Origin of the sequence: Castellaniella sp., from assembly GCF_004321985.1 — a bacterium.
GTDB lineage: Bacteria > Pseudomonadota > Gammaproteobacteria > Burkholderiales > Burkholderiaceae_B > Castellaniella.
This window is the reverse complement of record NZ_SCQN01000034.1, coordinates 1-23,478: the sequence shown is the minus strand read 5'-3', so window position 1 is coordinate 23,478 and position 23,478 is coordinate 1. Positions and strand designations below refer to the sequence as shown.

22 protein-coding genes are annotated in these 23,478 nt (G+C 63.0%); 7 read left to right on the top strand and 15 right to left on the bottom strand.

Annotated elements, in window-relative coordinates; translation table 11 throughout:
• Window positions 1-3: 3 nt before the first annotated feature.
• The 3 genes from EPN31_RS07030 to EPN31_RS07020 form a co-directional block, all read right to left on the bottom strand.
• Entirely contained in the window at window positions 4-1,119 is a 1,116-nt protein-coding gene (locus EPN31_RS07030) for an extracellular solute-binding protein (protein ID WP_291771137.1), read from the bottom strand.
• Window positions 1,120-1,207: 88 nt separating this feature from the next.
• Window positions 1,208-2,407, bottom strand: a complete 1,200-nt coding sequence (locus tag EPN31_RS07025) for a CaiB/BaiF CoA-transferase family protein (protein ID WP_291771135.1) — start codon at window positions 2,405-2,407, stop codon at window positions 1,208-1,210.
• A 10-nt stretch (window positions 2,408-2,417) separates the two neighbouring features.
• Complete coding sequence (locus EPN31_RS07020) at window positions 2,418-3,194, bottom strand: enoyl-CoA hydratase-related protein (protein ID WP_291771132.1); 777 nt, start codon at window positions 3,192-3,194, stop codon at window positions 2,418-2,420.
• Window positions 3,195-3,284: 90 nt separating this feature from the next.
• Here EPN31_RS07020 and EPN31_RS07015 point away from each other — a divergent pair, with 90 nt between their 5' ends.
• From EPN31_RS07015 to EPN31_RS07005, 3 genes are all read left to right on the top strand, one after another.
• The gene (locus tag EPN31_RS07015; RefSeq protein ID WP_291771129.1) at window positions 3,285-3,410 is read left to right on the top strand and encodes a hypothetical protein; all 126 of its coding nucleotides are present in this window, start codon (window positions 3,285-3,287) and stop codon (window positions 3,408-3,410) included.
• 5 nt (window positions 3,411-3,415) lie between these two features.
• Window positions 3,416-4,165, top strand: coding sequence for a FadR/GntR family transcriptional regulator (locus EPN31_RS07010; protein WP_291771126.1), 750 nt, complete (start codon window positions 3,416-3,418; stop codon window positions 4,163-4,165).
• A gap of 288 nt (window positions 4,166-4,453) precedes the next feature.
• The gene (locus tag EPN31_RS07005) at window positions 4,454-5,374 is read left to right on the top strand and encodes a dihydrodipicolinate synthase family protein (protein WP_291771123.1); all 921 of its coding nucleotides are present in this window, start codon (window positions 4,454-4,456) and stop codon (window positions 5,372-5,374) included.
• Window positions 5,375-5,384: 10 nt separating this feature from the next.
• On the opposite strand, the gene EPN31_RS07000 is transcribed toward EPN31_RS07005, so the two are convergent.
• Window positions 5,385-7,049: an FAD-binding protein gene (locus EPN31_RS07000; protein ID WP_291771120.1), complete on the bottom strand. Its 1,665-nt coding sequence runs from the start codon at window positions 7,047-7,049 to the stop codon at window positions 5,385-5,387.
• Between the two features lie 198 nt (window positions 7,050-7,247).
• Here EPN31_RS07000 and EPN31_RS06995 point away from each other — a divergent pair, with 198 nt between their 5' ends.
• Both EPN31_RS06995 and EPN31_RS06990 read left to right on the top strand, forming a co-directional pair.
• Window positions 7,248-7,745 (top strand): MarR family winged helix-turn-helix transcriptional regulator, encoded by a 498-nt coding sequence (locus tag EPN31_RS06995; protein WP_291771117.1) that lies wholly within the window; start codon window positions 7,248-7,250, stop codon window positions 7,743-7,745.
• A 73-nt stretch (window positions 7,746-7,818) separates the two neighbouring features.
• Complete coding sequence (locus tag EPN31_RS06990) at window positions 7,819-8,244, top strand: organic hydroperoxide resistance protein (RefSeq protein ID WP_291771115.1); 426 nt, start codon at window positions 7,819-7,821, stop codon at window positions 8,242-8,244.
• Window positions 8,245-8,338: 94 nt separating this feature from the next.
• On the opposite strand, the gene EPN31_RS06985 is transcribed toward EPN31_RS06990, so the two are convergent.
• From EPN31_RS06985 to EPN31_RS06945, 9 genes are all read right to left on the bottom strand, one after another.
• The gene (locus tag EPN31_RS06985; protein WP_291771112.1) at window positions 8,339-9,850 is read right to left on the bottom strand and encodes a M81 family metallopeptidase; all 1,512 of its coding nucleotides are present in this window, start codon (window positions 9,848-9,850) and stop codon (window positions 8,339-8,341) included.
• Between the two features lie 61 nt (window positions 9,851-9,911).
• Window positions 9,912-11,180 carry a Zn-dependent hydrolase gene (locus EPN31_RS06980; RefSeq protein ID WP_291771109.1) on the bottom strand — a complete coding sequence of 423 codons (1,269 nt, stop codon included), beginning with the start codon at window positions 11,178-11,180 and terminating at the stop codon, window positions 9,912-9,914.
• Between the two features lie 27 nt (window positions 11,181-11,207).
• On the bottom strand, window positions 11,208-11,906 hold the full coding sequence (locus EPN31_RS06975; RefSeq protein ID WP_291771107.1) for an ABC transporter ATP-binding protein: 699 nt from the start codon (window positions 11,904-11,906) through the stop codon (window positions 11,208-11,210).
• Between the two features lies 1 nt (window position 11,907).
• Window positions 11,908-12,672, bottom strand: a complete 765-nt coding sequence (locus tag EPN31_RS06970) for an ABC transporter ATP-binding protein (RefSeq protein ID WP_291771104.1) — start codon at window positions 12,670-12,672, stop codon at window positions 11,908-11,910.
• Window positions 12,669-13,658, bottom strand: coding sequence for a branched-chain amino acid ABC transporter permease (locus EPN31_RS06965; RefSeq protein WP_291771101.1), 990 nt, complete (start codon window positions 13,656-13,658; stop codon window positions 12,669-12,671). Before EPN31_RS06965 ends, EPN31_RS06970 begins: the two co-directional genes overlap by 4 nt.
• Complete coding sequence (locus tag EPN31_RS06960) at window positions 13,655-14,515, bottom strand: branched-chain amino acid ABC transporter permease (RefSeq protein ID WP_291771202.1); 861 nt, start codon at window positions 14,513-14,515, stop codon at window positions 13,655-13,657. The genes EPN31_RS06965 and EPN31_RS06960 overlap by 4 nt, the downstream gene beginning before the upstream one ends.
• A 138-nt stretch (window positions 14,516-14,653) precedes the next feature.
• Window positions 14,654-15,856 (bottom strand): ABC transporter substrate-binding protein, encoded by a 1,203-nt coding sequence (locus EPN31_RS06955; RefSeq protein WP_291771199.1) that lies wholly within the window; start codon window positions 15,854-15,856, stop codon window positions 14,654-14,656.
• Between the two features lie 97 nt (window positions 15,857-15,953).
• The gene (locus EPN31_RS06950; protein ID WP_291771097.1) at window positions 15,954-17,447 is read right to left on the bottom strand and encodes a CoA-acylating methylmalonate-semialdehyde dehydrogenase; all 1,494 of its coding nucleotides are present in this window, start codon (window positions 17,445-17,447) and stop codon (window positions 15,954-15,956) included.
• A gap of 47 nt (window positions 17,448-17,494) precedes the next feature.
• Window positions 17,495-18,781 carry an aspartate aminotransferase family protein gene (locus tag EPN31_RS06945; RefSeq protein ID WP_291771196.1) on the bottom strand — a complete coding sequence of 429 codons (1,287 nt, stop codon included), beginning with the start codon at window positions 18,779-18,781 and terminating at the stop codon, window positions 17,495-17,497.
• Window positions 18,782-18,973: 192 nt separating this feature from the next.
• On the opposite strand from EPN31_RS06945, the gene EPN31_RS06940 reads away from it, so the two are divergent.
• Entirely contained in the window at window positions 18,974-20,404 is a 1,431-nt protein-coding gene (locus tag EPN31_RS06940; protein ID WP_291771094.1) for a PLP-dependent aminotransferase family protein, read from the top strand.
• Between the two features lie 96 nt (window positions 20,405-20,500).
• Window positions 20,501-21,655: a DNA polymerase IV gene (dinB, locus tag EPN31_RS06935; RefSeq protein ID WP_291771091.1), complete on the top strand. Its 1,155-nt coding sequence runs from the start codon at window positions 20,501-20,503 to the stop codon at window positions 21,653-21,655.
• A 68-nt stretch (window positions 21,656-21,723) separates the two neighbouring features.
• On the opposite strand, the gene EPN31_RS06930 is transcribed toward dinB, so the two are convergent.
• Together EPN31_RS06930 and EPN31_RS06925 are read right to left on the bottom strand one after the other, a co-directional pair.
• The gene (locus tag EPN31_RS06930; protein WP_291771088.1) at window positions 21,724-22,605 is read right to left on the bottom strand and encodes an MOSC N-terminal beta barrel domain-containing protein; all 882 of its coding nucleotides are present in this window, start codon (window positions 22,603-22,605) and stop codon (window positions 21,724-21,726) included.
• A 42-nt stretch (window positions 22,606-22,647) separates the two neighbouring features.
• Window positions 22,648-23,478, bottom strand: an 831-nt coding sequence (locus tag EPN31_RS06925) for a LysR family transcriptional regulator (RefSeq protein WP_291771086.1), incomplete at its 5' end; no start/stop codon positions are given.

Sequence of the window (23,478 nt, the reverse complement as noted above, 5' to 3'; positions counted from 1 at the left end):
GGCCTACAGCCCCACCATGTCGTTCCAGACCTTCAGATACTCCGCGTGGAGCTTCTGCGAACCAAACGCCTCGAACTCGTCCGGCGTTGGAAACAGTACCTTGATCGACGAAATGGGCGGCAGACCGGCGATATCGACATCGCTGCGCGCCGAATATGACCCCTGGATCTCGTTCCAAGCCTTCTGTCCTTCTGCAGAAAGCAGATAGTTGACATAGGCTTTGGCCGCATTGGGACGCTTCGTCATCTTGAAGATCGCGGTCACCTCATTCACGGACGGAGTCCCCTCCGACGGAAAAACCAACTCGACAGGCAGATTGCTCCGCTTGGACTTCAGGTACTGGAAGATGCTCACGCGCCCGCCTACCTTGATGTCACCGCGATGCATGTCGCTCATGATCTGTGTCGAAGACGCATATCCTCTCGGTTTCTGCGCGGCGAGCTTGGTCCAATAGTCCTTGGCGAGGATATTGCGCAACACGAACCACGTTGCATAAGACGTGCCGGCCGCCGCGTTCTGAAAGCCGATCCCGTTTTTCCAGCGTGGATTCAAGAGGTCGACGAATGTTTTGGGCGCCTCGTCCTTCTTCACATAGCGCGGGTCATACATCATCGGCCCGACATTGATGAAATAGGTCGCCCAGTAGCCGCGCGGATTGCTGAGCGCGCGCTGATCGAAGGCATCCAGCCCGGGGGGTTCATAGCGCAGCAGATGCCCTTGCTGACGCATCTTGTCCATGGTGCCAGGGTCGGAGGTATCGTAGACATCGACGTCGACCTTCCCGGCACGCAGTTCCGCGTTCAGCTTGGGCCACGCCGCTCCCGGTAGCAAGCGCTGCTGGTTCACCTGGATACCTGTCTTCTCCGTGAAGAGCTTGGTGAACTTGACGACGTCGGCTTCCTGGTCGCCGTGCCAGAGCAGCAAGGGCCCTTCTTTGCGAGCGGCCTCCATGTCGGGCGGCGTATTGTCAACGGCTTGTGCAAACGCCATGCGCGGGGTCATGATCAATGGAATCCCGAGCCCCGCGGCGCCCATACCCAGCGCCGTCAGGAACTGCCGTCGGCTCGACCCGCCGAAACCGACACCGGCCCGATACCCCGTTTCATTCGTGCGTTTCATTTTGTCATCCTCCTTATGTCGACGCGGCCAGGTTTTGCCGCGTCAAGGTTTTGCACCGGGAGTCCCGACGGACGCCAGCGTCTATGTCTTATTTCCCTACGGGCGGCGCCTCCACGCCTAGCCAGTCGCGAAGAACGTCGGCGGTGTGCTCCCCCACCATGGGTGGCGCCCGCCAGTCGGATGTCACGTCGAACGCGGAGAACTTCACGGCTGCGCCCAGCGACGAGACCTCGCCATACTGCGGATGCCGCAGTACCTGCTTCATGTCCCGATGCAGCACCTGCGCATCGGAGAACACCTGTTTCATGGTGTTGATGGGCGCGCAGGGCACGCCAGCCGCCTCAAGCGCCGCGAGGATCCGGCTTGACGGAAACTTGGCCACCTCCGCATCGAGAATGCCGTATAACAATTCGCGATTCTCGACCCGATCAGCCATGGTTCTGAAGCGTGCATCCGTGGCCAGATCCGCACGATTCAGAACTTTGCAAAATTCGGGGTAAAGGTTTTCGAAACCAGCAGCGATGACGACCCACCCATCAGCCGCCTTGAAGGCCTTGTATGGGACCTGCTGTGGGTGCTCCGACCCCCACTTGCCGGGCTCCACCCCTGTGAGCAAATACTCGAGTGCGGAACCCACCAGAAAGGCGACTTGCGACTCCAACAGGCTGGTCTCGATCCTCTGGCCCCGACCCGTCGTGGTGCGCTGTAAAAGCGCTGCGAGAATCCCCGCATAACAGTTCGTGCCGGCCAGCACATCGAAACCCGAAGTCCCAAGCTTGACGGGCTCGCCATCGCGCTGGCCGGTGATGCTCATGTAGCCGCCGATCGCCTGGACGGTCAGATCGTAAGCCCGCCTGCCGCTATCAGGACCATCTGCCCCGAAACCCGAAATGGAGGCATAAATCAGACGCGGGTTGTCGCGGGACAGCGTCTCGTACCCCAGACCGAGATGGTCCATGACACCCGGCCGGAAGTTCTCGAGCACGACGTCGGCCTTGCCGCACAGGTCTTTCGCGATGCGCCGGCCCTCGTCGGACTTGAGATCCAGCGCAATGGAACGCTTGTTGCGATTGGCCGCGTAGAAGCTGATCCCGTTGCCATGCACGAACGGCGGTCCTTGATGACGCAACGGATCGCCGACCTCCGGAAGTTCCACCTTGACGACATCCGCGCCCAGATCGCCGAGCAATTGCGCACAGTACGGCCCGGCAAGGACACGGGTAAAGTCGACGACGCGAATACCCGAGAGAGGCTTGGAAACTGCGGGATTCGAAGACAATCTGTCCACTCTGTATTCCTTACTCACCTTTGAACACCGGTTTTCGCTTCTCGAAGTGTGCCCGGATTCCTTCTTCGTAATCATGGGTACTTTCCAGAGGGCGCCTCAGTCGCTGGTCAAGCGCGGCTGCCTCATCCATCGACAGATCGGACCCATCATTGACCGAGCGCTTCACCGCGGCCAGCCCAAGCGGGCTGGTCGCTTCGATGTCATGCGCGACCCCGAGCACGTAACTCATGAGTTCATCCCGGGCGACGACATGCTGGACAATTCCTAGACCGAGCGCTTCTTCGGCACCCACGCGACGCGCGGTGAAAAACAGCTCCTTGGCGCGCGCCCGGCCGATAAGGCGCGGGAGGAATATGGCCGCACCTCCACCCGGATAGGCACCCAGCGTCATCTCGGGCCATCCAAAGCGAGCGTCAGTAGCGGCATAGCGCAGATCGCAAGCCAGTGCCAGCTCGAAGCCGCCCCCGAGGCACCAGCCTCCGATGGCAGCGATGACAGCTTTTGGCGAATTGATCAGGCTCTGGTACAGATGCCAGCCCGCGCGGCTTTGCGCCCACTTCTGATCGGGCGTGAGCGCGCTGCGCTGCTTCAGGTCCATCCCGGCGCAAAACGCGCGATCACCGGCACCCGTAAGAATGATGGTCCGAACGCTGTTGTCGTCGCGCACCTTCTCGACCGCAGCCTGCAATGCAGCCGCCAATTCGCTCGAAAGTGCGTTCATCACCTCGGGGCGGTTCAGCGTCAGGATCAGTGCACTATCCTTACGTTCGCACAGTAGATCGGCCATCAGGACACCCTTGCGAAAACTTCGATGTATTGTTACAACACGAGAAATGCTGTTCTTTTTTCTATTACTACTTTTTTACGAGTGTAGTTCGTGATCGAAGAGAAAGGCAACCATTTTCGCCAGCGCAGCCTTGATGCGACCGATGTCATCCACACGGCAGCGTTCCACAGGGGTGGCCCGCCCGCGGATATCAACGCCAATCAAATGGAATGCTAGAAAACATGGAATCTCCCACTGCAAAGGGGACAGCCGCCTCTGCTACTCCAGTCATGCACGGAAGGCTGGCCGACAAGCTCTACGAGGACCTGCTGACCTGGATCACCCACGAGGATCTGAAGGAGGGCTACAAACTTCCATCAGAAGAACGTCTCGCCAAACAGTTCGGCGTATCACGCCCGGTCGTGCGCCAGGCCCTGCTTCGTCTGCGCTCCGACGAAATCATCATCTCGCGCCACGGCTCGGGCTCTTACATCCAGCGTCGGCCCAAAAAGGAATTCTTCGATTTCGCACCCATTGGCGGCGTGGCCGACCTGGTGCGCTGCTTCGAATACCGGATCGCGCTTGAAGGCGAGGCGGCATGGCTTGCCGCAAGGCGCCGCACGAGCGCGGACCTGAAGCGGATGGGCGACGCGCTGCGCGATATGGACGACGCCGTGGCCTCGCGCACGGTGGCCACCGGCTCGGACGCCGAATTTCACGCCGCCATCGCAGCCGCCACCAAAAACGAGCTGTTCGTCTCCACCATGGAGTCACTATCCGCATTGATCTTCGCAGGCATGACGGTTGCGCGCAACCTCTCACTGCAGATGGATCTGGCGCGGCTCGAACTGGTTCAAAAGGAACACCTGGCTATTTATAAGGCCATCGAGGCACAGGATCCATCCGCCGCGCGCGAGCAAATGCGCAAACACATCGACAACGCGCGCACCCGGCTCCTGACCGACAGCGTGGAACCCGACCCAGGTGCCTGAGGCAGACACCACACGACGCAGGCCGGTTGATGGAAGAGCCGACGGCCACCAGCAGACACAGAGGCAGAAACGGACGAGAAAGACGCGAAAATAACAACTTTATCGCGCCGTTCGAACGACAAATTTACAACTTAGGCCGCTCGGAGTACAATCACCCCACCGCTTCACAGCACGCTACCGTCGTTTGCAAAGGGTGCTTCGCTTCTTAAAGGGTGCTTCGCTTCTTGCAACGGGGCTCAGATTCCTTAATCGTTCACCGACGCCCAACAGAGCGTCATCGGCCACGCCATGAAAACCACTCCCGTCACGCTCTCAGACATCACCCGCTCCGTTCTTGCCGTACCGCCACTCGCGCGGCATGAAGACCTTTCGCTGAACCGAGAAGCGAACAAGCGGTTGATACACCATATGGAAGCGGGCGGCGTACGCACCTTGCTCTACGGCGGCAACGCCAACCTTTACAACATCGACGTGGCGGAATACGGCGAACTCCTGGACATGATCGAGGAGCTGGCGGGTACCGACACCTGGGTGATCCCGTCGGTCGGTCCTGACTATGGCAAGCTCATGGCCGAGGCGCGCATTCTGAAGTCCCGCAAATTCCCGACCGTCATGGTGATGCCGTTGAAGTTTCCGTCCACTGGCGAAGGCACCGCCACGGGCATACGGCGCTTCACTGATGAAACGGGCCTTCGCGTGATTGCTTATGTGAAGGACACGCACACGCTGCAGCCGGACGACATTGCGGCATTGGTCGCCGAGGGGCGGATCGCGGCGGTGAAGTACGCAGTGGTTCTCGACAATCCCGAGCAGGACGAGTTCCTGACACGACTGCTGAGCACGATTGACAGACAACTGGTGATCAGCGGCATCGGCGAACGGCCGGCCATCGTGCACATGCGCAAATTCGGGCTTCCAGGCTTCACGTCGGGTTCCGTCTGCGTGGGTCCTCGAGGCTCGATGGCTCTGCTGAAAGCGCTGCAAGAAGGCCGCTACCAGGACGCGGAAAAGCTACGTGCTGCTTATTTGCCCCTTGAAGACTGCCGCGATGCGATGGGACCCATCCCGGTGCTGCATGAGGCGGTGACCGCCTCCGGCATCGCCGACATGGGGCCAATGCTGCCGATGATGTCACGACTGGCGAAACCGTATCGCGCCCGGGTACAAGCCGCCGCCATTGACCTGCTCAAGCACGACAACGCCCTGTGACGCGGGGGCGTCACCCGGCAGCATCCAGCACAATTCGTCCATTTTCGCCCAGGCGTACGAAACTTGACCGCCCGTAGTGCGCATCATCACGTTCGGGATAATCGGTCCGGAAATGGGCTCCGCGGCTTTCGTTCCTTGCCAGCGCGGAACGCGCCACTGCCAGTGCCACCAACGTGACGCCGCGGGCGCGCGCCAGCGGATGAAACGGCGAGCCTGTCCATTGCACGAGTACTTCCTCGTAGACCGCTTCCAGCACGCGCACACCCTCCTCCATTGCCTTCCTTGTGCGCCGGATCCCGAAGGCCGTCGACATGACGGTAGAGACTCTGTCGATATACCCCTGCACCATGCCTTCGTCTTCGCCAGCGTTGCCCGATCCGTCCAGCAGGCGGCGCACGAGATCCATCACCTGATTTCGCCGGGCATCATCAGGATGCATCCCATCCGCGCAGGCTGATAGCCCAGCCAGTCGGCCGAAAGTGATGGCATCGGCTGCGCCATTGCCCGCGATACGGCTGGCACCGTGCAAACCGCCAGCGGCTTCCCCGCATACCAGCAGGCCAGCGACATCACTCTGGCACCGGGCATCGATGCGGACCCCGCCCATCAGACTGTGAGCGGCTGGGTGGACCTGCACGGGCTGGGTCTGGGGATCGACGCCGGCCTTGAGCAGACGTTGCCGATGCGTCACGTAGCCATTCAAGACATCGGGGCTGAGCACCGTTGCATCGAAGTAGACGGCACCTTCCGGGGTACCCCGGCCTTCGTCAATTTCTTTCTGGATGAAGAGCGCCATGCGCGCCTTCTCGATCTGCTTTTCGCAGCCGTCCGGGTGGTAGCGGCACATGAAGCGCTCACCCAGCGTGTTCTTGAGCACAGCGCCATCCCCCAGCATGGCCGTGGGCATTTCCATACCGCGCACCCCTGGCGGAGTCGCCACCACTGTGGGTTCGAACTGCACGAACTCCATGTCGCGCAGCACCGCGCCGGCGTCCAGCGCCAGCGTGTAAGAACCGCCTTCCACGTCCACCGGATAGGTCGAATCCCCGTAAATGCCACCGATACCACCCATGGCCAGCACCGTGTTCGCCGCCAGGAACACAGTTGACCTGCCGGTGCGCGGATCCGCGGCCAGGGCACCCCAGACTCGTCCATCCAGCTTCAACAATGCCAGCACCCTGAGCCCCGAGTGCTCGGTGACGGCTGATTTCTTAGCTTCGCCAACCAGAACGCGCAAGATCGCGTTTCCCGTTCCCTTCGCCACGTAAACGGAACGCGGAAAACGTGACCCGGACAGATGGCGGAGCGCCGGCCGCCCATCCCGGCTCTCGAACGACACACCCAGGTGCTGCAGTTCGTCGAAGGCGATGGATGCCTGTTCGGCAAGCGTCCGTATCAGGCTGGGATCGCCCAGCCGGTAGCCGCCTTCGAATGTGTCCTGGTAGAACTGCTCGGCGGAATCACCCGGCGCGCCTTGTGCAAGGCTTGCGTTGAATCCGAGGATGAAGGGTGAAGCCCCCCGCGCCCGCGCGACGAGATGGACCGAGGCACCTGCGCGCGCGGCCACAGTGGCAGCCTGATAACCGGCCACGCCGCCGCCCAAAACCAGCACGTCGCTCGTCACGACATCAAAAGCCTCATCGCTCCGCAACGCTGCGGCATTGACTCCATCCATCGGGTAACCTTTATGGGGTGATTCAGGAAAATACAACTTTTTTACGACTTTGTCATACCCGCCACCTAATGTCAACGAGGGAAAAAGGAACCGGCCAATGTGTCACCGACTGCCCAGGCAAGACAGTGCACCTATTCCAGGACCATCAAGCTACTTATATAGCTTGCTATTAAATCGCATGCTATATAAAATAAATCTATGCCGACGACGAGCACTGAACCTTCGACCCCTCGCGACACCAGCCTCACGCTGGACGCGCAGCTCTGCTTTGCGCTGTATTCCGCGCATCTGGCCATGGGGAAGGTCTACCGGCGCTATCTCGACGATCTGGGGCTGACCTACCCGCAGTACCTGGTCATGCTGGTGCTGTGGGAACGTGACGGCTTGACCGTCACCGCGCTGGGCGACCGCCTGTACCTGGATTCGGCCACGCTGACCCCCCTGCTGAAGCGCCTCCAGGCACTGGGGCTCTTGCATCGCGACCGCACGGCGCAGGACCAGCGCCAGGTCCTGGTCACCCTGACGCCGGCCGGCCATGCCCTGAAATCGCGGGCCCGGCACATTCCAGGAGGCGTCATGTGCGCGACGGGCTGTGCCCCGACACAAGCACAGACACTGAAGACCGAGCTCGAAGCACTGCGCGCGCACCTGCGAGGCGCACAAACCCGACCGGAAACGACGGCGGCGCGGGACTGATCGCACCGTCAACGGATCGCTGCCGTCTGTGGTGCCGGCAACATCCCCCTATTCGCACCACGAGGAGTCCGCAATGACTTTGGAAAAAGTTCTCTATACCGCCCACGCCACCGCCACAGGCGGCCGTGATGGCAGCGCCAAATCGTCCGACGGCCGCGTGTCGGTCAATCTGTCGGTCCCCAAGGAAATGGGCGGCGACGGCGGCCCGGGCACCAACCCCGAGCAACTGTTCGCCTGCGGCTACTCCGCATGCTTTCTGGGCGCCCTGAAGTTGGTCGCCAGCAAGGAAAACGTGAAGCTGCCTGACAGCACCAAGATCGACGGATCGGTTGGCTTCGGTCCCATCCCGACGGGCTTCTGCATCGCTGTGGAACTGAAAATCTCCGCCCCCGGCGTGGACCACGCCAAACTGCAGGACCTGGTGAATAAGGCGCACATCGTCTGCCCATACTCCAACGCCACGCGCAACAACGTGGACGTCAAGCTGACGGTACTGTAGGTCCGGAGCCCCGCCGCCATGCTGCGTACGGCGGCGCCAGGTGGTGCGGGATGGGGCGACCACGCGCCGGCCTCATCCCGCACACGAGACACCATCAGAAGCCCAGTTCTGCGTCCCTGTCAAACGGATAGACCGGGCGCTTTATCTTGGTGTAAGTGAACAGGCCATAGTCGGAGCTCGTCACGCCACCACTGTCGCATTCCACATAGCCGCGCGCGAGCGGCAAGAACACCGGCTGGTAATACATGCGTGACTTCAACAGAATGAAGTCGCTGCGCCTGGCGTCCAGTCCCACGCAAGTGAAGATCCCCAGATCCCAGCCTTCCTGCGTCTGCTCGGTGACCACGATCTCCGCGCCGTCCACGCTCAATCGTGCCGTCCGGCCCATGCAGAACGTCATGCCGTGATAGATGGGACCGGACATCGTGTATTCGCCATTGCTCAGGGCGGCAACCCGGCCGGTCAGCGACATAGGTGTCGCCGTACGCCCAGGAATTGCGCGCTTGTTGCCAAGCGAAAGCGTCACGGTAGCGCCACGGCCCGCCGCATACAGGGTTTCGACGGCCTCGGGGTCGCAGATGGGGCCGACCGCGATCCCCCGCAAACCCTGGGCGAATGCTTCCTGCAGCACATCCATGGTGTCACAAGTACCGCCCGACATGCAGTTGTCACCGTGATCCAGCAACAGGACGGGGCCTGAAGGTGTCCCGCCAGATGTCGGTCCGGGGTCGGCGCCGTTCGAGATGGCCTTTGCACGTGCGATGGAGTCGCGCAGCGGTGCGCTCTGGTAAATGAATCCCTCACGTTGCTGCCAGATGCTGCGCGCAAGGCCATCGGCCGCCTCCTGCGCCGTCGCATGGTCCTTCCCCACCACGATGACGCTCACACAGGGGGCCGGGATGTCCGACAGGGCGAAGCCCGCCATGACGGTCACCGCATAAATATCGTCGCGCCGCTCGAGGGCTTTGGCCCGATCCACTGCTCCCTTCATGGCCGGCGACGCTGTGGCGCTCTTGAGCGTATGGCTCATGAGCGGTACCCGTCGCCAGGCTGTGACAGGTGTGGCGCGCCCCTCACGTCGGGCCTGGAAGATGCTGCCTGCCAGACGGCCTGATTCATACATGTCGAGGTGGGGGTAAGTCTTGAATCCAGTGACGATGTCGGCGTTGACGATCATTTTCTCCGTCACATTGCCATGCAGATCCAGCGACACTACGATCGGGACACCCAGGCACCGCTGGCGCAGCTGCTCGAGCAATTCGCCCTCGCCATCATCGATATCCGTGACGACCATGGCTCCATGCAAGTCCAGCAACAACGCATCGCACCCTGACGCCGCCTCCAGAATGGACTGGCAAATCGCGTCATAGGCCCCGGCATCCACGCGTCCGCTGGGGTTCGCCATGGCGGAGACCGGCGTCACCAGTTCCGCCCCCCAACCCTCGGCCAGATCGATGAAGGCCCCCATGGCCGTCGGCGCACCCTTGTTTGCCCGATAGGCATCCGCACCGAAATCGGGTCCGTGATTGCCGAAGGACGACAAAGGAGTCGGTACCGGAGAAAACGTGTTCGTCTCGTGATTCATCCGGGCAATCAATACTTTCATCACTCAAGCTCCCCATTGCAGGACTCCGGCCGTCGGATCCGGAGACCCGTCATCCAGCTTCCTACGCCAGCACCCCCGCCTGTTGCAGCATGGCGTGCAGCAGCACATTGCAGCCGGCCTCCACGTGCTCGGGTCGGGCCGACTCGATTTCATTATGGCTGATGCCGTCCTTGCAGGGGATGAAGATCATGGCGGAGGGAGTCACCTGCGCGAGATAGATGGCGTCGTGCCCCGCACCGCTCACGATGTCGCGATGCGAGAGCTGCAGCATCCGCGCCGCCGCCCGCACGCTGCCAATGCGCTCGGCGTCGAAAGGCTGCGGCGCGAAATACACGACCTGCGTCAGCTGCACCTGCACGCGGCCACCTTTGTTCATCGCGTCGCACACGGTCTTGAGCTGCGCATCCATGGCGTCGAGCTTTTCGTCGGTCGCAGCGCGCAAGTCCACGCTGAACCTGACCGTGCCGGGAATGACATTGCGCGAGTTGGGGTAGACATCCATCCAGCCGACCGTGGAGCGTGCGTCCGGCGCGTGGTCGAGCGCCACCTGGTTGATCTCCTGGATCAGGCGCGCCGCCGCGAGCAGCGCATCGTGGCGCATGTCCATGGGAGTGGGGCCGGCGTGTGCCTCCATGCCCGTCACCACCATGTCGTACCAGCGCTGGCCCAGCGCCCCGGTGACTACGCCTATCGTGGTGTCGGTGGCCTCCAGGATAGGGCCCTGTTCGATATGCGCCTCGAAATAGCCCTGCGCCGGGAAATGGCGCGCGGGCGTGGGGCCGGCATAGCCGATGGCCTCGAGCGCCTCGCCCACCGAGCAGCCCGTGGTGTCCTTCTGACGCAGGGTATCTGCCAGAGGGAAGGCACCGACGAAGACGCCCGAGCCCATCATGACCGGCACGAAACGCGATCCCTCTTCGTTGGTCCAGACGACGACCTCAATGGGTGCCCGGGTGCGGATGTTCTGATCATTGAGAGTGCGCATGACTTCCAGCCCCGAGAGCACCCCGTAGTTGCCATCGAACTTGCCGCCAGTGGGCTGGGTATCGATGTGGCTGCCGGCGAGTACCGGCGGCAGATCGTCGTCGGCGCCCGCGCGATGGGCGAAGATGTTGCCGATCTCGTCGATCCGCACCGTGCAGCCCGCGTCTTTGGCCCACTGTACGAAACGGTCTCGCGCCTGCCGGTCCAGATCCGTCAGGGCCAGCCGCGAGACGCCACCCTTGATGGTCGCACCGATTTCGGCCAGCGACATGAGCGAGTCCCACAGACGCTGCCCATTGATGCGCAGCAAAGAAATATCCTTCGTTTCGGTCACCGCACCCATCATCACTCACCTCACGTCAATCAAAAGAATTCAGACACCCACGCTCAGATACCTGTCACGGACGGTCTCGTCCGCCTTGAAGGCCTCGTTGTCCGCGTGGTAGACGATCTGGCCGCTCTCCAGGATGTAGTGGCGGCTCGCGAGCTCCATGCAGACTTCCAGGTTCTGCTCCACGAGCAGAATGGCAATGCCACTCTGGCGAATGGTGTGCAGCTGCGCCACGATCTCGTCGACGATGACGGGAGCGAGGCCCTCGGTCGGTTCGTCCAGGATCAGGAGCTCAGGCGAATTCATGAGCGCCCGCCCGATGGAAAGCATCTGCTGTTCACCGCCCGACAAGTGACCGCCCCCGTTGTGACGCCGCTCTTTCAGGCGCGGAAACATCGCGTAGATGTCGTCCAGCGACCAGCGTGAACCCTTCTGCGCCGCGAGCTTGAGGTTCTCTTCGACGGTCAGCACGCGGAAGACGCCACGATCCTCGGGTACCAGACACACGTTGCGGCCGGCGATCTGGTGCGTGGGCAGCGCCGTAATGTCTTCATCCTTGAAGCGCACCCGCCCGCCGCACACCCGCACCACACCCACGATGCTCTTGAGCGTCGTCGTCTTGCCCGCGCCATTGCGCCCCAACAGGCAGACGACCTCGCCCTGGTCGACTTCGAACGACACGTCCTGCAGGACATGGCTCAGCCCGTAGTAGGCATTGATACGATCCACACTCAGGAGCATGTCATATCCCCTTCAGTCCAGCCTTGCCCAGATAGGCCTCGCGCACCCGCTCATCGTGCTTGATCTGGTCGGGCTTGCCTTCGACCAGAACCGCACCCAGCTGCATCACGGTGATCGTGTCGGAGATGCTCATCACGATGCTCATGTTGTGCTCGATGAGGAGCACCGTCAGATCCTTGCGCAGGCTGCCGATGATCTCCTGCATGGCGCCAATGTCATCCACCCCCATGCCGGAAGTGGGCTCATCCAGCAGGATGATCTGCGGCCGCGACGCCAGCGCCATGCCCACTTCAAGGCGGCGCTGCTGACCGTGCGAGAGCTCGCTGCTCAGCCGATCGCGGCAAGCGGTCAGGCTGATGCGCTCGAGCACGCCGTCGATGAGGTCGCGATGCGCCCCGAACAACAATCGCGTCGACCAGAAATGCAGGGCTTCGCGCGAGCGCACACCCTGGGCCGCAACGCGCAGGTTCTCTTGTACCGTGAGCGTCGGGAACAGCGAGGTCACCTGAAACGAGCGCGACATGCCCAGCCGCACACGGGCATCGCCAGCCAGGGCTCCAATGTCCCGTCCGTTGAGGAGGATGGCTCCGGAGGTAAGCGGCACGACCCCGGTCAGCGTATGGAAGAGCGTCGTCTTGCCCGCACCGTTGGGACCAATGATCGCGTGCACCGTATGTGGCTGCACCTGCAGGCTGACGCCAGCGACTGCGGTGAAGCGGCCGTAGCGCTTGACTACGTTGCGAGCTTCGAGGATGGGGGCCATCATGGCGCCACCCCGCGGCCCTTGGCGCCCGTGCGCCGTTGCGGCACCAGGCGCCCGAAGATCATCTGGCAGGCACTCCAGAGTCCGCCCTGCAGATAGAGACTGATCGCCATGAGCAGGAAACCGAATATCATCAGCCAGCGCGGCCAGATGTGCGAGAGCCAGTTCGAGACGATGACGTAGAAGATCGCACCCAGTACCGACGCCGGCAGACTGCCCGTGCCGCCGATGATGGCGATGACCAGGATGATTTCGCTCATGTTGAGGTCGATGTTCTCGAGTGGCGCAACGCCCGTCATCATCGCGTACAACGCCCCCGCAAGCGCCGTGATGGCACCGGAGATCATGAAGGCCACGAGCTTGAGGTGATTGATGTTGTAGCCCAGCGCGGTCGTGCGATCCGGGTTGTCGCGCATCGCCAGCAGGGTTCTGCCGAAGATGGAATCCACCACCCGCTGCAGGCCCGCGAAGACCAGCACGAACAGGATGGCCACGAAGGTGTAATACTGCCAGAGGCTTGCGTTGGGCAGCAGCGTCGCGCCAAAGAGTGTGAGCGGCGGCATCGGCACCCCCAGCAGCCCATTGTCGCCGCCGGTGACGCTGGGCACCGAAAAGGCCAGGAAGTAGAAGGCCTGCGCAAGGGCGAGGGTCAGCATCACGAAGTAGATGCCCTTCTGGCGGATCGCGATCCAGCCCACGACAGCTGCGATGAGGGCGCCGGCGGCCAGCACCAGCACCAGCACGGCGAACAGCGGTACGCCCGTTTTGGTGAGCAGCAGACCCAGGGCATAGCTGCCGCAGCCGAAGAAGATCCCCTGGCCGAAGGACATGAGGCCCGCATATCCCAACAGCAGATTGCAGGCCAGCGCAGCCATCGCGAAGACGAGCACCTCGGTGGCGAGTGAACCGGAACTCAGTACCAGCGGCAACACCAGCACGGTAACGAGCGGCACCAGGAAATAGCGCGTACGGGCGACGAAAGCATTCATTGCGCTCTCCCCATGAGGCCATCGGGCCGCGCAAGCAATACCAGCACCATCGCCACGTAGATCATCATGCCGGCGCCTTCCGGCCATAAGGTGCTCATCACGCTTTGCAGCACGCCCACAATCAGGCCACCCAGCAGAGCGCCGCTGAAGCTGCCCAGACCGCCGATCACCACCACGACAAAGGCGATGATGAGGGCCTCCCAGCCCATGAACGGCTCCACGCCGCGCAGCGGCGCCGCCAGCACGCCCGCAAGCCCCGCCGTCGTGGCACCGAGGGCGAAGGCCCAGCCAAACACCTTGTAGACATCGATGCGCAGCAGCGACACCATCTCAGAGTTTTCGCTGCCCGCGCGGATGGCGCTGCCCAGGCGGGTGCGTTCGAGCAGCAGCCACAGTGCCAGCGCGAGAACCGCGGTGAAGCCGATCAGGAAGAGGCGATAGACCGGGTAAATGAACGGACCCCACATGACGACGCCCGAGAGCGCATCAGGCGGCGCCACGTTGAATCCCACCGGCCCCCAGTAGAGGATGACCGCCTCCTGGATGACCCAGGCGAGGCCCAGCGTGAACAGGATGTGGAAACCATGTGGCAGCTTATACATCTTGCGCAGCAGCCCACGCTCGATCAGCCAGGAAAACAGTCCGACCAGGATGGGCGCCACGACCAGCGCGCCCCAGAAGCTCACCCCGTGAGCCACCAGTTGATAGGCGGCATAGGCGCCCAGCGAGTAGAAGGCTCCATGTGCGAAGTTCACGAACCGCAACAGCCCGAAGACTATGGAAAGCCCGACGGCAAGCAGGAAGTACAGCATTCCTATCCCGATGCCATTGATGACCTGTGACAAGTAGACATTCACGATGAAAAGGCCCTCGATCATCGATAACCATCTGCCGCATCAACCGCCGTGCGCGGGCGATGCGGCGGTTCAGCCCCGCGCGCCGCTGCCGCTAGGCACGCGTCGCGCGGGGCTGAACCGAGCTGTGAGCGCCTGCGATCAGGCCGGCATCTTGCAGCCTTCCTGTTCCGGGGACAGATAAGACTGCCCCGAACTCAGGATATCGCAATAGTCGTCGGGATCCTTCATGGCGGACTTCGCCTTGCCCCTCAGCAGGTAGTAGTTCTTGAGCACCTGATGGTCGCCCGCGCGGATGGTCTCGGTGCCAGTGAGGCCTTCATAGGTGAGGCCTTCCATGGCGGCAATCGCCTTCTTGGGGTCGATGGAACCGGCTTTCTTGATGCCCTCGCCCATCATCTGGCAGGCCACGTAGATCTGCGCCAGGCTGTAGTTCGGGTTCATGGTGAATTTCTTTTTGGTGATCTCGACCAGCCGCTTGTTGCCCGGGGAATCTATCTGGTGCCAGTACTGCGCGCCAAAATACACGCCTTCGCAGAGGTCGGCGCCCAGGCTCTGGAATTGCTCCAGCCCGGAGGCCCAGACCATGACGATCACGGCCTTCTTCTTGACTCCGAAGGACACGGCCTGTCGCAAGGTTTCAGAGCTCTGCGAGCTGAAATTGAGCAGCACCAGCACATCGGGCTTGGTGGACATTGCGTTGATCACATAGCCGCTGAATTCACGCTCGTCCAGCGAGTGATAGCTGTTGCCGACGAGCTCGCGGCCATTGGCCTTGAGCAGATCCTTGGTGGCCTTGAGCAGCGATTCGCCAAACACATACTGCGGCGTGATGGTGTACCAGCGCTTGGCGTCGGGGTAGCGTTTCAGGAGAGGGCCTATGGTCTCCTGCACGGCACCGTACGTGGGCACCGACCAGCGGAACATGGCCTTGTTGCAGTGGGTGCCCGTGATCTCGTCCGCGCCGGCGGCCGTCACGAACACCCCTCCGAGCTTGTCGAGCGCACCGCCCAGGGCAAGCGCCACGGACGACAGCGAAGCGCCGGCAAAGTAATGCGCGCCCTGCTGCTGGAAGAGATCCTGCACCTTGCGCACCCCCGCCGCCGGCTGCCCCTGGGCATCCAGCACCGTGTAGGCCAGCGGGTGCCCCAGCAGCGTCTTCAGGTCTTCCACGTAGAGCTGTGCACCCATGGCGCCGAATTTGCCATTGGCCGCGAACGGGCCGGACATGGGCAGCGGGATGCCGAAGGTGACCTTGTCGGTGGCCGCAAAGGCCGTGCGCCCGAAAAGCGGAGCCGTCAGGGCAGCCGAGCCGACCGTCCCCAAGAATTTGCGTCTGTCCATCATGATGCTTGTCTCCAACTCGTTGTTATGGAATCAGGATGTGGCAAAACACCTGCAAAACCGGGCCGCCCCATCCGGCAAGCGACCCGTGTGCACGTCACTTCATGGCGATCGTGGTGTTGACTTCGGTGTGATGCGCGGTCCAGCGGGCTGTCACGGTCTTGGTCTGGGTCCAGAAATACACGGCCTGTTTGCCATTGGGTCCCAGGTCGCCGAGTTTGGACGCGCGCGAACCGGTGAAGCTGAACCACGCAACGGGGACCGGGATGGGGATGTTGATCCCGACCTGACCCACGCCGACGTTGTTCTGGAAATAGCGCGCCGTACCGCCATCCTGCGTGAAGATCGAGGTACCGTTGCCATTGGGGTTGCCGTTGATGAAGTCCACGGCCTCTTCCAGCGTATCGACCAGCACCACCGACAGCACCGGCCCGAAGATTTCTTCGTTGTAGATGGTCATGTCGCCCTTGACCTTGCTGAAGATCGTGGGGCCGACGAAGTTGCCCTTCTCGTAGCCGGAGACCTCGATGCCACGGCCATCGAGCACGAGCTCCGCGCCCTCGTCCACGCCTTTCTGGATCAGGCCCAGGACCCGCTCCTTCGCCCGTGGCGAAACCAGCGGCCCCAGATCTGCCTTGCGATCCATGCCCACGTTGACCTTCAGCTTGCGTGCACGCTCGACGAAATCCGGCAGCCACTTTTGGGCCGAACCCACCAGCACCAGCACCGAGATCGCCATGCAGCGCTCACCGGCCGCACCAAAGGCCGCGCCCAGCATGGAATTCAGTGCCGCCTCGCGGTCAGCATCCGGCATGATGACGCTGTGGTTCTTGGCGCCCATCATCGCCTGGCAGCGCTTGCCCGCCGCCGAGGCCCGCTCGTAGATGTGCGTGCCCACCCGGGTCGACCCAATGAAGGAAATGGCCTTGATGTCCGCATGGTCGCACAGCGCGTTGGCGGTCTCCGGCCCGCCATGCACGACGTTGAGCACCCCAGGGGGCAGGCCCGCCTCCAGCGCGAGCTGCGCCACCATCAGCGAGGCGCTGGGATCCTGTTCGGAGGGCTTGAGCACAAAGGTATTGCCCACCGTGATGGCCACCGGGAACATCCAGCACGGGAGCATCACCGGGAAATTGAACGCCGTGATCCCGGCGCAAACACCCAGCGGCTGGACGATGGAATACACGTCGATGCCCGTCGCGGCATTCTCGGCGTATTCCCCGAGCTGCAGCGTGTTCACGGAGATCGCGTGCTCCACGGCCTCGATGCCTCGGCCGACCTCGCCTTCGGCGTCCGGCAGCGTCTTGCCGTGCTCATGCGACAGCACTTCGGCGATGCGGGTCGTATTCTCGCGCAGCAGTCGCGCCAGATTGATCATGACCTGCTGGCGCTTGGCCTGGCTGACGTTGCGCCAGGTCTCGAACGCCCGGGCCGCGTCGGCCACGGCGTGGTTCAATTCCTCCGGCGTCGCGAATGGCACCTTTGCGATGACCTCTTGGGTCGCCGGATTGATGATGTCGCGCCATTCCTTGGTTTTGGACTGGACCAGTTTCCCGCCGATCAACAGCGGGATGCGCGGAATGTCACTCATATTGTCGTCCTCGGGTCTGACAGGGCACACCCAATGTTTGTCAATCGTCATTTCACCACGGAAATGACGTCCTTCAGCGTGGAGAAGATCTGGTCGATCTGCTTTTCTTCGATGATGAGCGGTGGCGAAATCGCGATGATGTCACCGGTGTAGCGCACGAGCAAGCCCCTGTCGAAGCACTTGGCGAAGACCTCGGCGGCGCGCGCGCCTTTTGCACCCGGGCGCGATTCAAGCTCGATGCCCGCGACCAGTCCCAGGTTGCGGATGTCGATCACGTGCGCCGTGCCCTTGAGCGCATGGGCCGCATCTTCGAACTTCCCGGCCAGGCCGTGGGCGCGCTCGAACAGCTTTTCGGCGCGGTAGATGCCCAGGGTCGCCAGGATGGCCGCCGTGGCCATCGGGTGCGCCGAGAACGTATAGCCGTGGAAGAATTCGATACCCCCTTCGGTGGCATCCACGATGGTGTCGTAGATTCCGCGGCGCACCGACACGCCGCCCGCCGGGACGGCTGCGTTGCAGACGCCCTTGGCAAAAGTGATGATGTCCGGTTTCACGCCGAAGAAGTCGCTGGCCGTCGCGGCGCCCAGGCGCCCGAAGCCCGTGATGATCTCGTCGAAAATCAGCAGGATGCCGTACTTTTCGGTGATGGCACGCAGGCGCTCCAGATAGCCCTTCGGGGGCAGCAGCACGCCCGTGGAACCCGCCAGCGGCTCGACGATCACGGCGGCAATCGTCGAGGCATCATGCAGTGCAATGATGTCTTCCAGGGCATCGGCAAAGTGCTCTCCGCCCCAGGCCGGCTGGCCGCGCGAGAACGCATTGTGCGCCAGGTCGTGGGTGTGCGGAAGATGATCGACGCCGGGCAAGAGCACACCCGAAAACGCCTTCCGGTTGGGGGAAATGCCGCCCACCGAAATGCCGCCGAACCCCACTCCGTGATAGCCGCGCTCGCGGCCGATCAGGCGGGTGCGCTGACCCTCGCCCTTGGCCCGGTGGTAGGCCACTGCAATCTTGAGTGCGGTGTCCACCGACTCCGAGCCGGAATTGGTGAAAAAGACGCGGTCCATGCTCTGGGGCATCAGGGCGGCGACTTCGCTGGCGGCCCGGAAGGAATCGACGTGCCCGATGTTGAAGCTGGAGGCGTAGTCCAGCTTCTGCGCCTGGGCGTGCAGCGCGTCGACGATGGGCTGGCGGCCGTGGCCGGCGTTCACGCACCACAGGCCCGCCGTTCCGTCCAGGATCTGGTGGCCGTCGGTATCCGTGTAGTACATGCCCTTTGCCGCCGACAGCAGGCGCGGATGGGCCTTGAACGTTCGATTGGCCGTAAAGGGCATCCACAGATGGGAAAGATCCAGTGTGGCGGTGTCGGAACTCATCGCAGTGACCTCGCAAACGGAAACGGAGTGGAAAATCGGAATCCCCATTCTGGTTCAGACGAACGCCCCGAACCATATACAGTGTTAGGATCACGGGATTACTGTACTGGCCGAGCAGCGAATACTGTACTGGCGAGCAGGAACGTCACCATGCAACTCTTTATCCCCGAACGCCACCCCGGGCGTCATCCCACCCTGGTCGACCAGACGACGCTGGCCATCGAGCGGGCCATCCATGAACGCACCCTGCGCTCCGGGATGACGCTGCCCTCCGTGCGTCAATTCGCGCGCGACCATGGGCTCAGCACCTTTACGGTGGTCGCGGCCTACAACCGGCTGGTGGCGCGGGGGCTGCTGCAGTCGCGCCCAGGGAGCGACTTCCGTGTCGCGCGCCAGCGGCCGCCGGCCCGCGCCCGGACGCTGCCAAACTGGGAGCCTCCGCCAGTGGGTCCATCATGGTTGCTGTCGGACATCTTCGCGGACCATTCGATTTCCATCAAGGCAGGATGCGGCTGGCTGCCACCGGACTGGCACAACGAATCAGGGCTCCAGCGTGCCCTGCGGCAACTGGCCCGGGTACCGGTCAGCCAGATCGCCGCCTACGGACACCCCCTGGGCTACCAGCCGCTGCGCGAGCACGTTGCCCAACGGCTCCAAGGCGACGGGCTGGAAGCCGTCCCGGACCAGATTCTGCTCACGCACGGCGCCACGCAGGCGCTGGACATCGCCGCCCGAACGCTGTTGCGCCCGGGGGACCACGCAGCCGTGGAAATGCCCTGCTACGCCAACCTGCTGCAGATCCTGGCCATCAACGGCGTCGTCGTGCACGGGGTGCCCCGCACCCCGGATGGCCTTTGCGAAAAGACCTTGCGGAGTCTCGCGGCCCAATACCCGCTACGTACCCTGTTCGTCACCACGGTGCTGCAGAATCCCACTGGCGCGAGCTTCACCATGACGGGTGCCTTCCGGCTGCTGCAGCTGGCCGAGCAGCACAACTTCGTCGTGGTCGAGGACGACGTCTCGCGCGAGCTGCTGCTCGAGCCGAGACCGTCGCTGGCGGCGCTGGCGAACCCGGGGCGAGTCGTGTACGTCTCGGGGTTTTCCAAAAGCGTGATGCCGTCCCTTCGGGTGGGCTACCTGGTGTCGACACCCGACCAGCTCCGGCAATTCGCGCGCACCAAGATGTCCCTGGGACTCACCTCGGCCGAGATCATGGAGCGCGCCGTGTACCAGGTCCTGTGCGACGGCCGGCACAGCGCCTACTTGCGCGGCGTGCGCGAACGCCTGCGCGTCGCGCACGACCAGGTCTGCCAGGCCATGGAGGCTGCCGACTTCGAGATCGCGCACCAACCCGACGCCGGCCTGTTCCTGTGGGCTCGGCCGCGCGTGCCGATCGCACACGAAAACGGTACGATCGGTCTCGCCGCCGAGGCCCTGCAGTCGGGCATCTGGCTGGCGCCAGGCGCATACTTCTATCCCGACGGGCGCGACGAAGGCTGGTTCCGGTTCAATGTCGCCTATTCGGGACATCCACGCCTGTGGAAATTTTTTCGCGACGCCGCAATCCAGCAGACGGCATGACCCATACCCCGGGAGCACAGCATGGCAGACTTCCGACGAAGCCGCCTGGATCACCGGCCAGAACCTCCGGGTCAACAGCGGCCTGATACGCCACCTATGACACCCACGCGGGTCGCATCCGCTCCACCCCGCGAGCGCCGCATCGCTCACCTCGACATGGATGCATTCTTCGCATCCGTGGGATTGCTGCGCTATCCGGACCTGCGCGGACAGCCAGTGGTGATCGGCGGGTGGGCGTCGCCGCCCGAAAACGGGCAGTACGCGCGGCTGCGCGACTACGTGGGCCGCGGCGTCATCACCACGGCCACCTACGAAGCACGCGCGCTGGGCGTGCACTCGGCCATGGGCATGATGAAGGCCGCACGCCTGGCGCCCGACGCCATCGTCCTGCCGGTGGACTTTCAAGCGTATCGCCACTACTCGCGCCTTTTCAAGGCCGCCGTGGCGGTCATCACACCCTGCATCGAAGACCGCGGCATCGACGAAATCTACCTGGATCTCACGGACCTGAACGACGACTCAATGGCGCTGGGACGCGCGCTCAAGCGGGCCGTGCGGGACGCCACCGGGCTGGTCTGCTCCGTGGGCATCTCACCCAACAAGCTGCTGTCCAAGATCGCGTCGGATCTGGACAAACCCGACGGCCTGACCATCATCGGGCCGGGCGACCTGGAACGCCGGATCTGGCCGCTGCCTGCCTCCAAGGTCAATGGCATCGGACCCAAGGCAACCCGCAAGCTGCAGACACTGGGCATCGTCACCATCGCGGACCTGGCCGCTGCCGCGCCGGATCTGCTGCAGCAGCACTTCGGATTGGGCACGGCACAATGGCTGCTGGACGTCGCGCACGGCCGCGACGACCGTCCCGTCGTCACCGAGTCCGAACCCAAGACCATCAGCCGCGAGACCACATTCGAACGAGACCTGCACGCCCGCCACGACCGCGCACTGCTGTCGCAGATCTTTCTGGAGCTGTGCGAGCACCTGTCGCAGGACCTGGCCCGGAAGGGCGTTCGCGGAGCCACAGTGGGGATCAAACTGCGGTTCGACGATTTCCGCATCGTCACACGGGACCTGACGCTCGATGCGCCCGTCACGGACGCAGAAGCCATTCACCGGGCGGCCGGCCAGTGCCTCAAGCGGGTCACGCTGAACAGGCGCCTGCGCCTGCTGGGCGTACGGGTCAGCAAACTGGAACCCATCGCCGCACCGCACGAGCCCCATCGGCCCGTGCAGCTCGAGCTCTGCTGACAACCCCGTACGGGTCAATGCGCATCCGAGTCGACGGGGCGGCCAGCGTTCCCACCGGCCTGATCGGCTCAAGAGATCTCGTCAAAATCGTATTCGGGCTCGATCGAGTCGCCGACCGCCAGCCAGGCCGTTTCCTGCGGCAACGACACGATGGCATTCACACCGAACAGCACCCCCTGCGGGAATTGCCGGTGCTGCGCCAGTGTGCGGCCCGGCTCCTGGGCGGTACCGCCCGTCTTCGGATCGACGTTCGGAATCGGGCACCATGCGCACGGCTTCACGAAGGCAAACCCCAGGCCACCTGTCCGGAACCCGGCCAGATGGTCCTCGTCGTAGGCCTCCAGGCCATCCAGCACGATGTTGGGACGGAAACGGCTCACATCCACAGGCGCGAAGTCCCGCGCCGCCAGCTGCCCGTTCAGCTCACGCAGCGAATTCAGGTTGACGACCAGGAAGGGAAAGCCATCGGCAAAGGCAAACTGGTGCTGGCCAGGCGGCGAGAAGGCCAGCGGCCAATCAGGATGCTGCGCCAGCCAGTGTGTCACATGCTTCGGGCTGGCCGGACGATGCGCCTGCGGATGCAGGTGCAACAGCCGGCACGAAAGCCCCAGAAACGCGCTCAGCCAGCGCGCTGCCTCATCCCCCTGATCGGCACCCAGTGTATTGGCGCTGAAGATGGCCACCGGCACAGCCGGCGCATCGGCGGCAGGCAGCGGAACGTAACAGTCCGGTTGGCCCGAAGCCCGCAGCCACAGGCCACCAGCGACTGGCTCCGGATGAATCAGGACCATGCGCGGATACTGGCGCTGGGTCATGAAAACGCCCTGCGCGTCCACAATGACCCAATGCCGGTCGTATTCCAGTCCGGCTTCTGTCAGGGCGATCTTCGAATGCGCGACCCCCGCACAGGACTTCACCGGATAGGAGTACAGGCTATGAATGGACGGCATTTCGAGCTCGGAAGTTCTGTTGAAGTCAGCAAGCCTCGGGCTTTAGCGCCGCAGTGCCTCGCTTTTGATCAGATCGTACAGGATCTGCGCGCTCGGCGAGAGCGAAGCGTTTTTGCGGTACAACAATCCAAGCGTTCGAAAGATCTCGGGCTCTATGAGCCCTATCCCCTTGGGGGTGGAGTGGCTCTCCTCCGCCAGGGCCAGCTTGGGAACAGCAGCCACCCCGAGCCCCGCTTCGACCAGGCCCAGCAGCGACGAAACGTGCGCCACCTCGAAGAAGCTGGAAGGCCTGGATGAAGCGTTGGCCAGGGCCGAATCAAGCAGCACCCTGTTGCCGCTATTTTTGCCCACCGTAATGAACCGTTCCGACTTCAGATCCCGCCAGCGCACTTGACGCCGCCCGGCCAGCCGATGGTTCGCAGGAACAGCAAGCACGAAGGGTTCACTCAGTATCGGTTCGAAATGGAGATCGGTTTCCTGAGTACCAATGAAATTCACGCCGAAATCTGCCCGGAGATTCAGCACATCACTCAGCACCGTGTTGGCACCCTCGTCCAGAATCTGGACGCGCGTGCTGGGGCAAAGTGCCGTGAACCGCACCACGACGCTGGGCAGGAAGTAATAGGCCACTGACGGGACACAGGCAACGGTCACGATTCCGCTATAGTGCGCGGCCAGTTCTTCGACACCCAGGACACCTTTTTCGATCTCGTCCAGTGCCCGCCGTGCCCGCTCCAGAAAGGCCCGGCCGGAGTTCGTCAACTTGACCCGCCGCGTCGTGCGATCCAGCAGCCTCGAATTGAGCGCCGATTCTAGCTTTTCGATCCGCCGGCTCAGGGCAGGCGGTGAAATGCTCAATAGATCCGCTGCTTC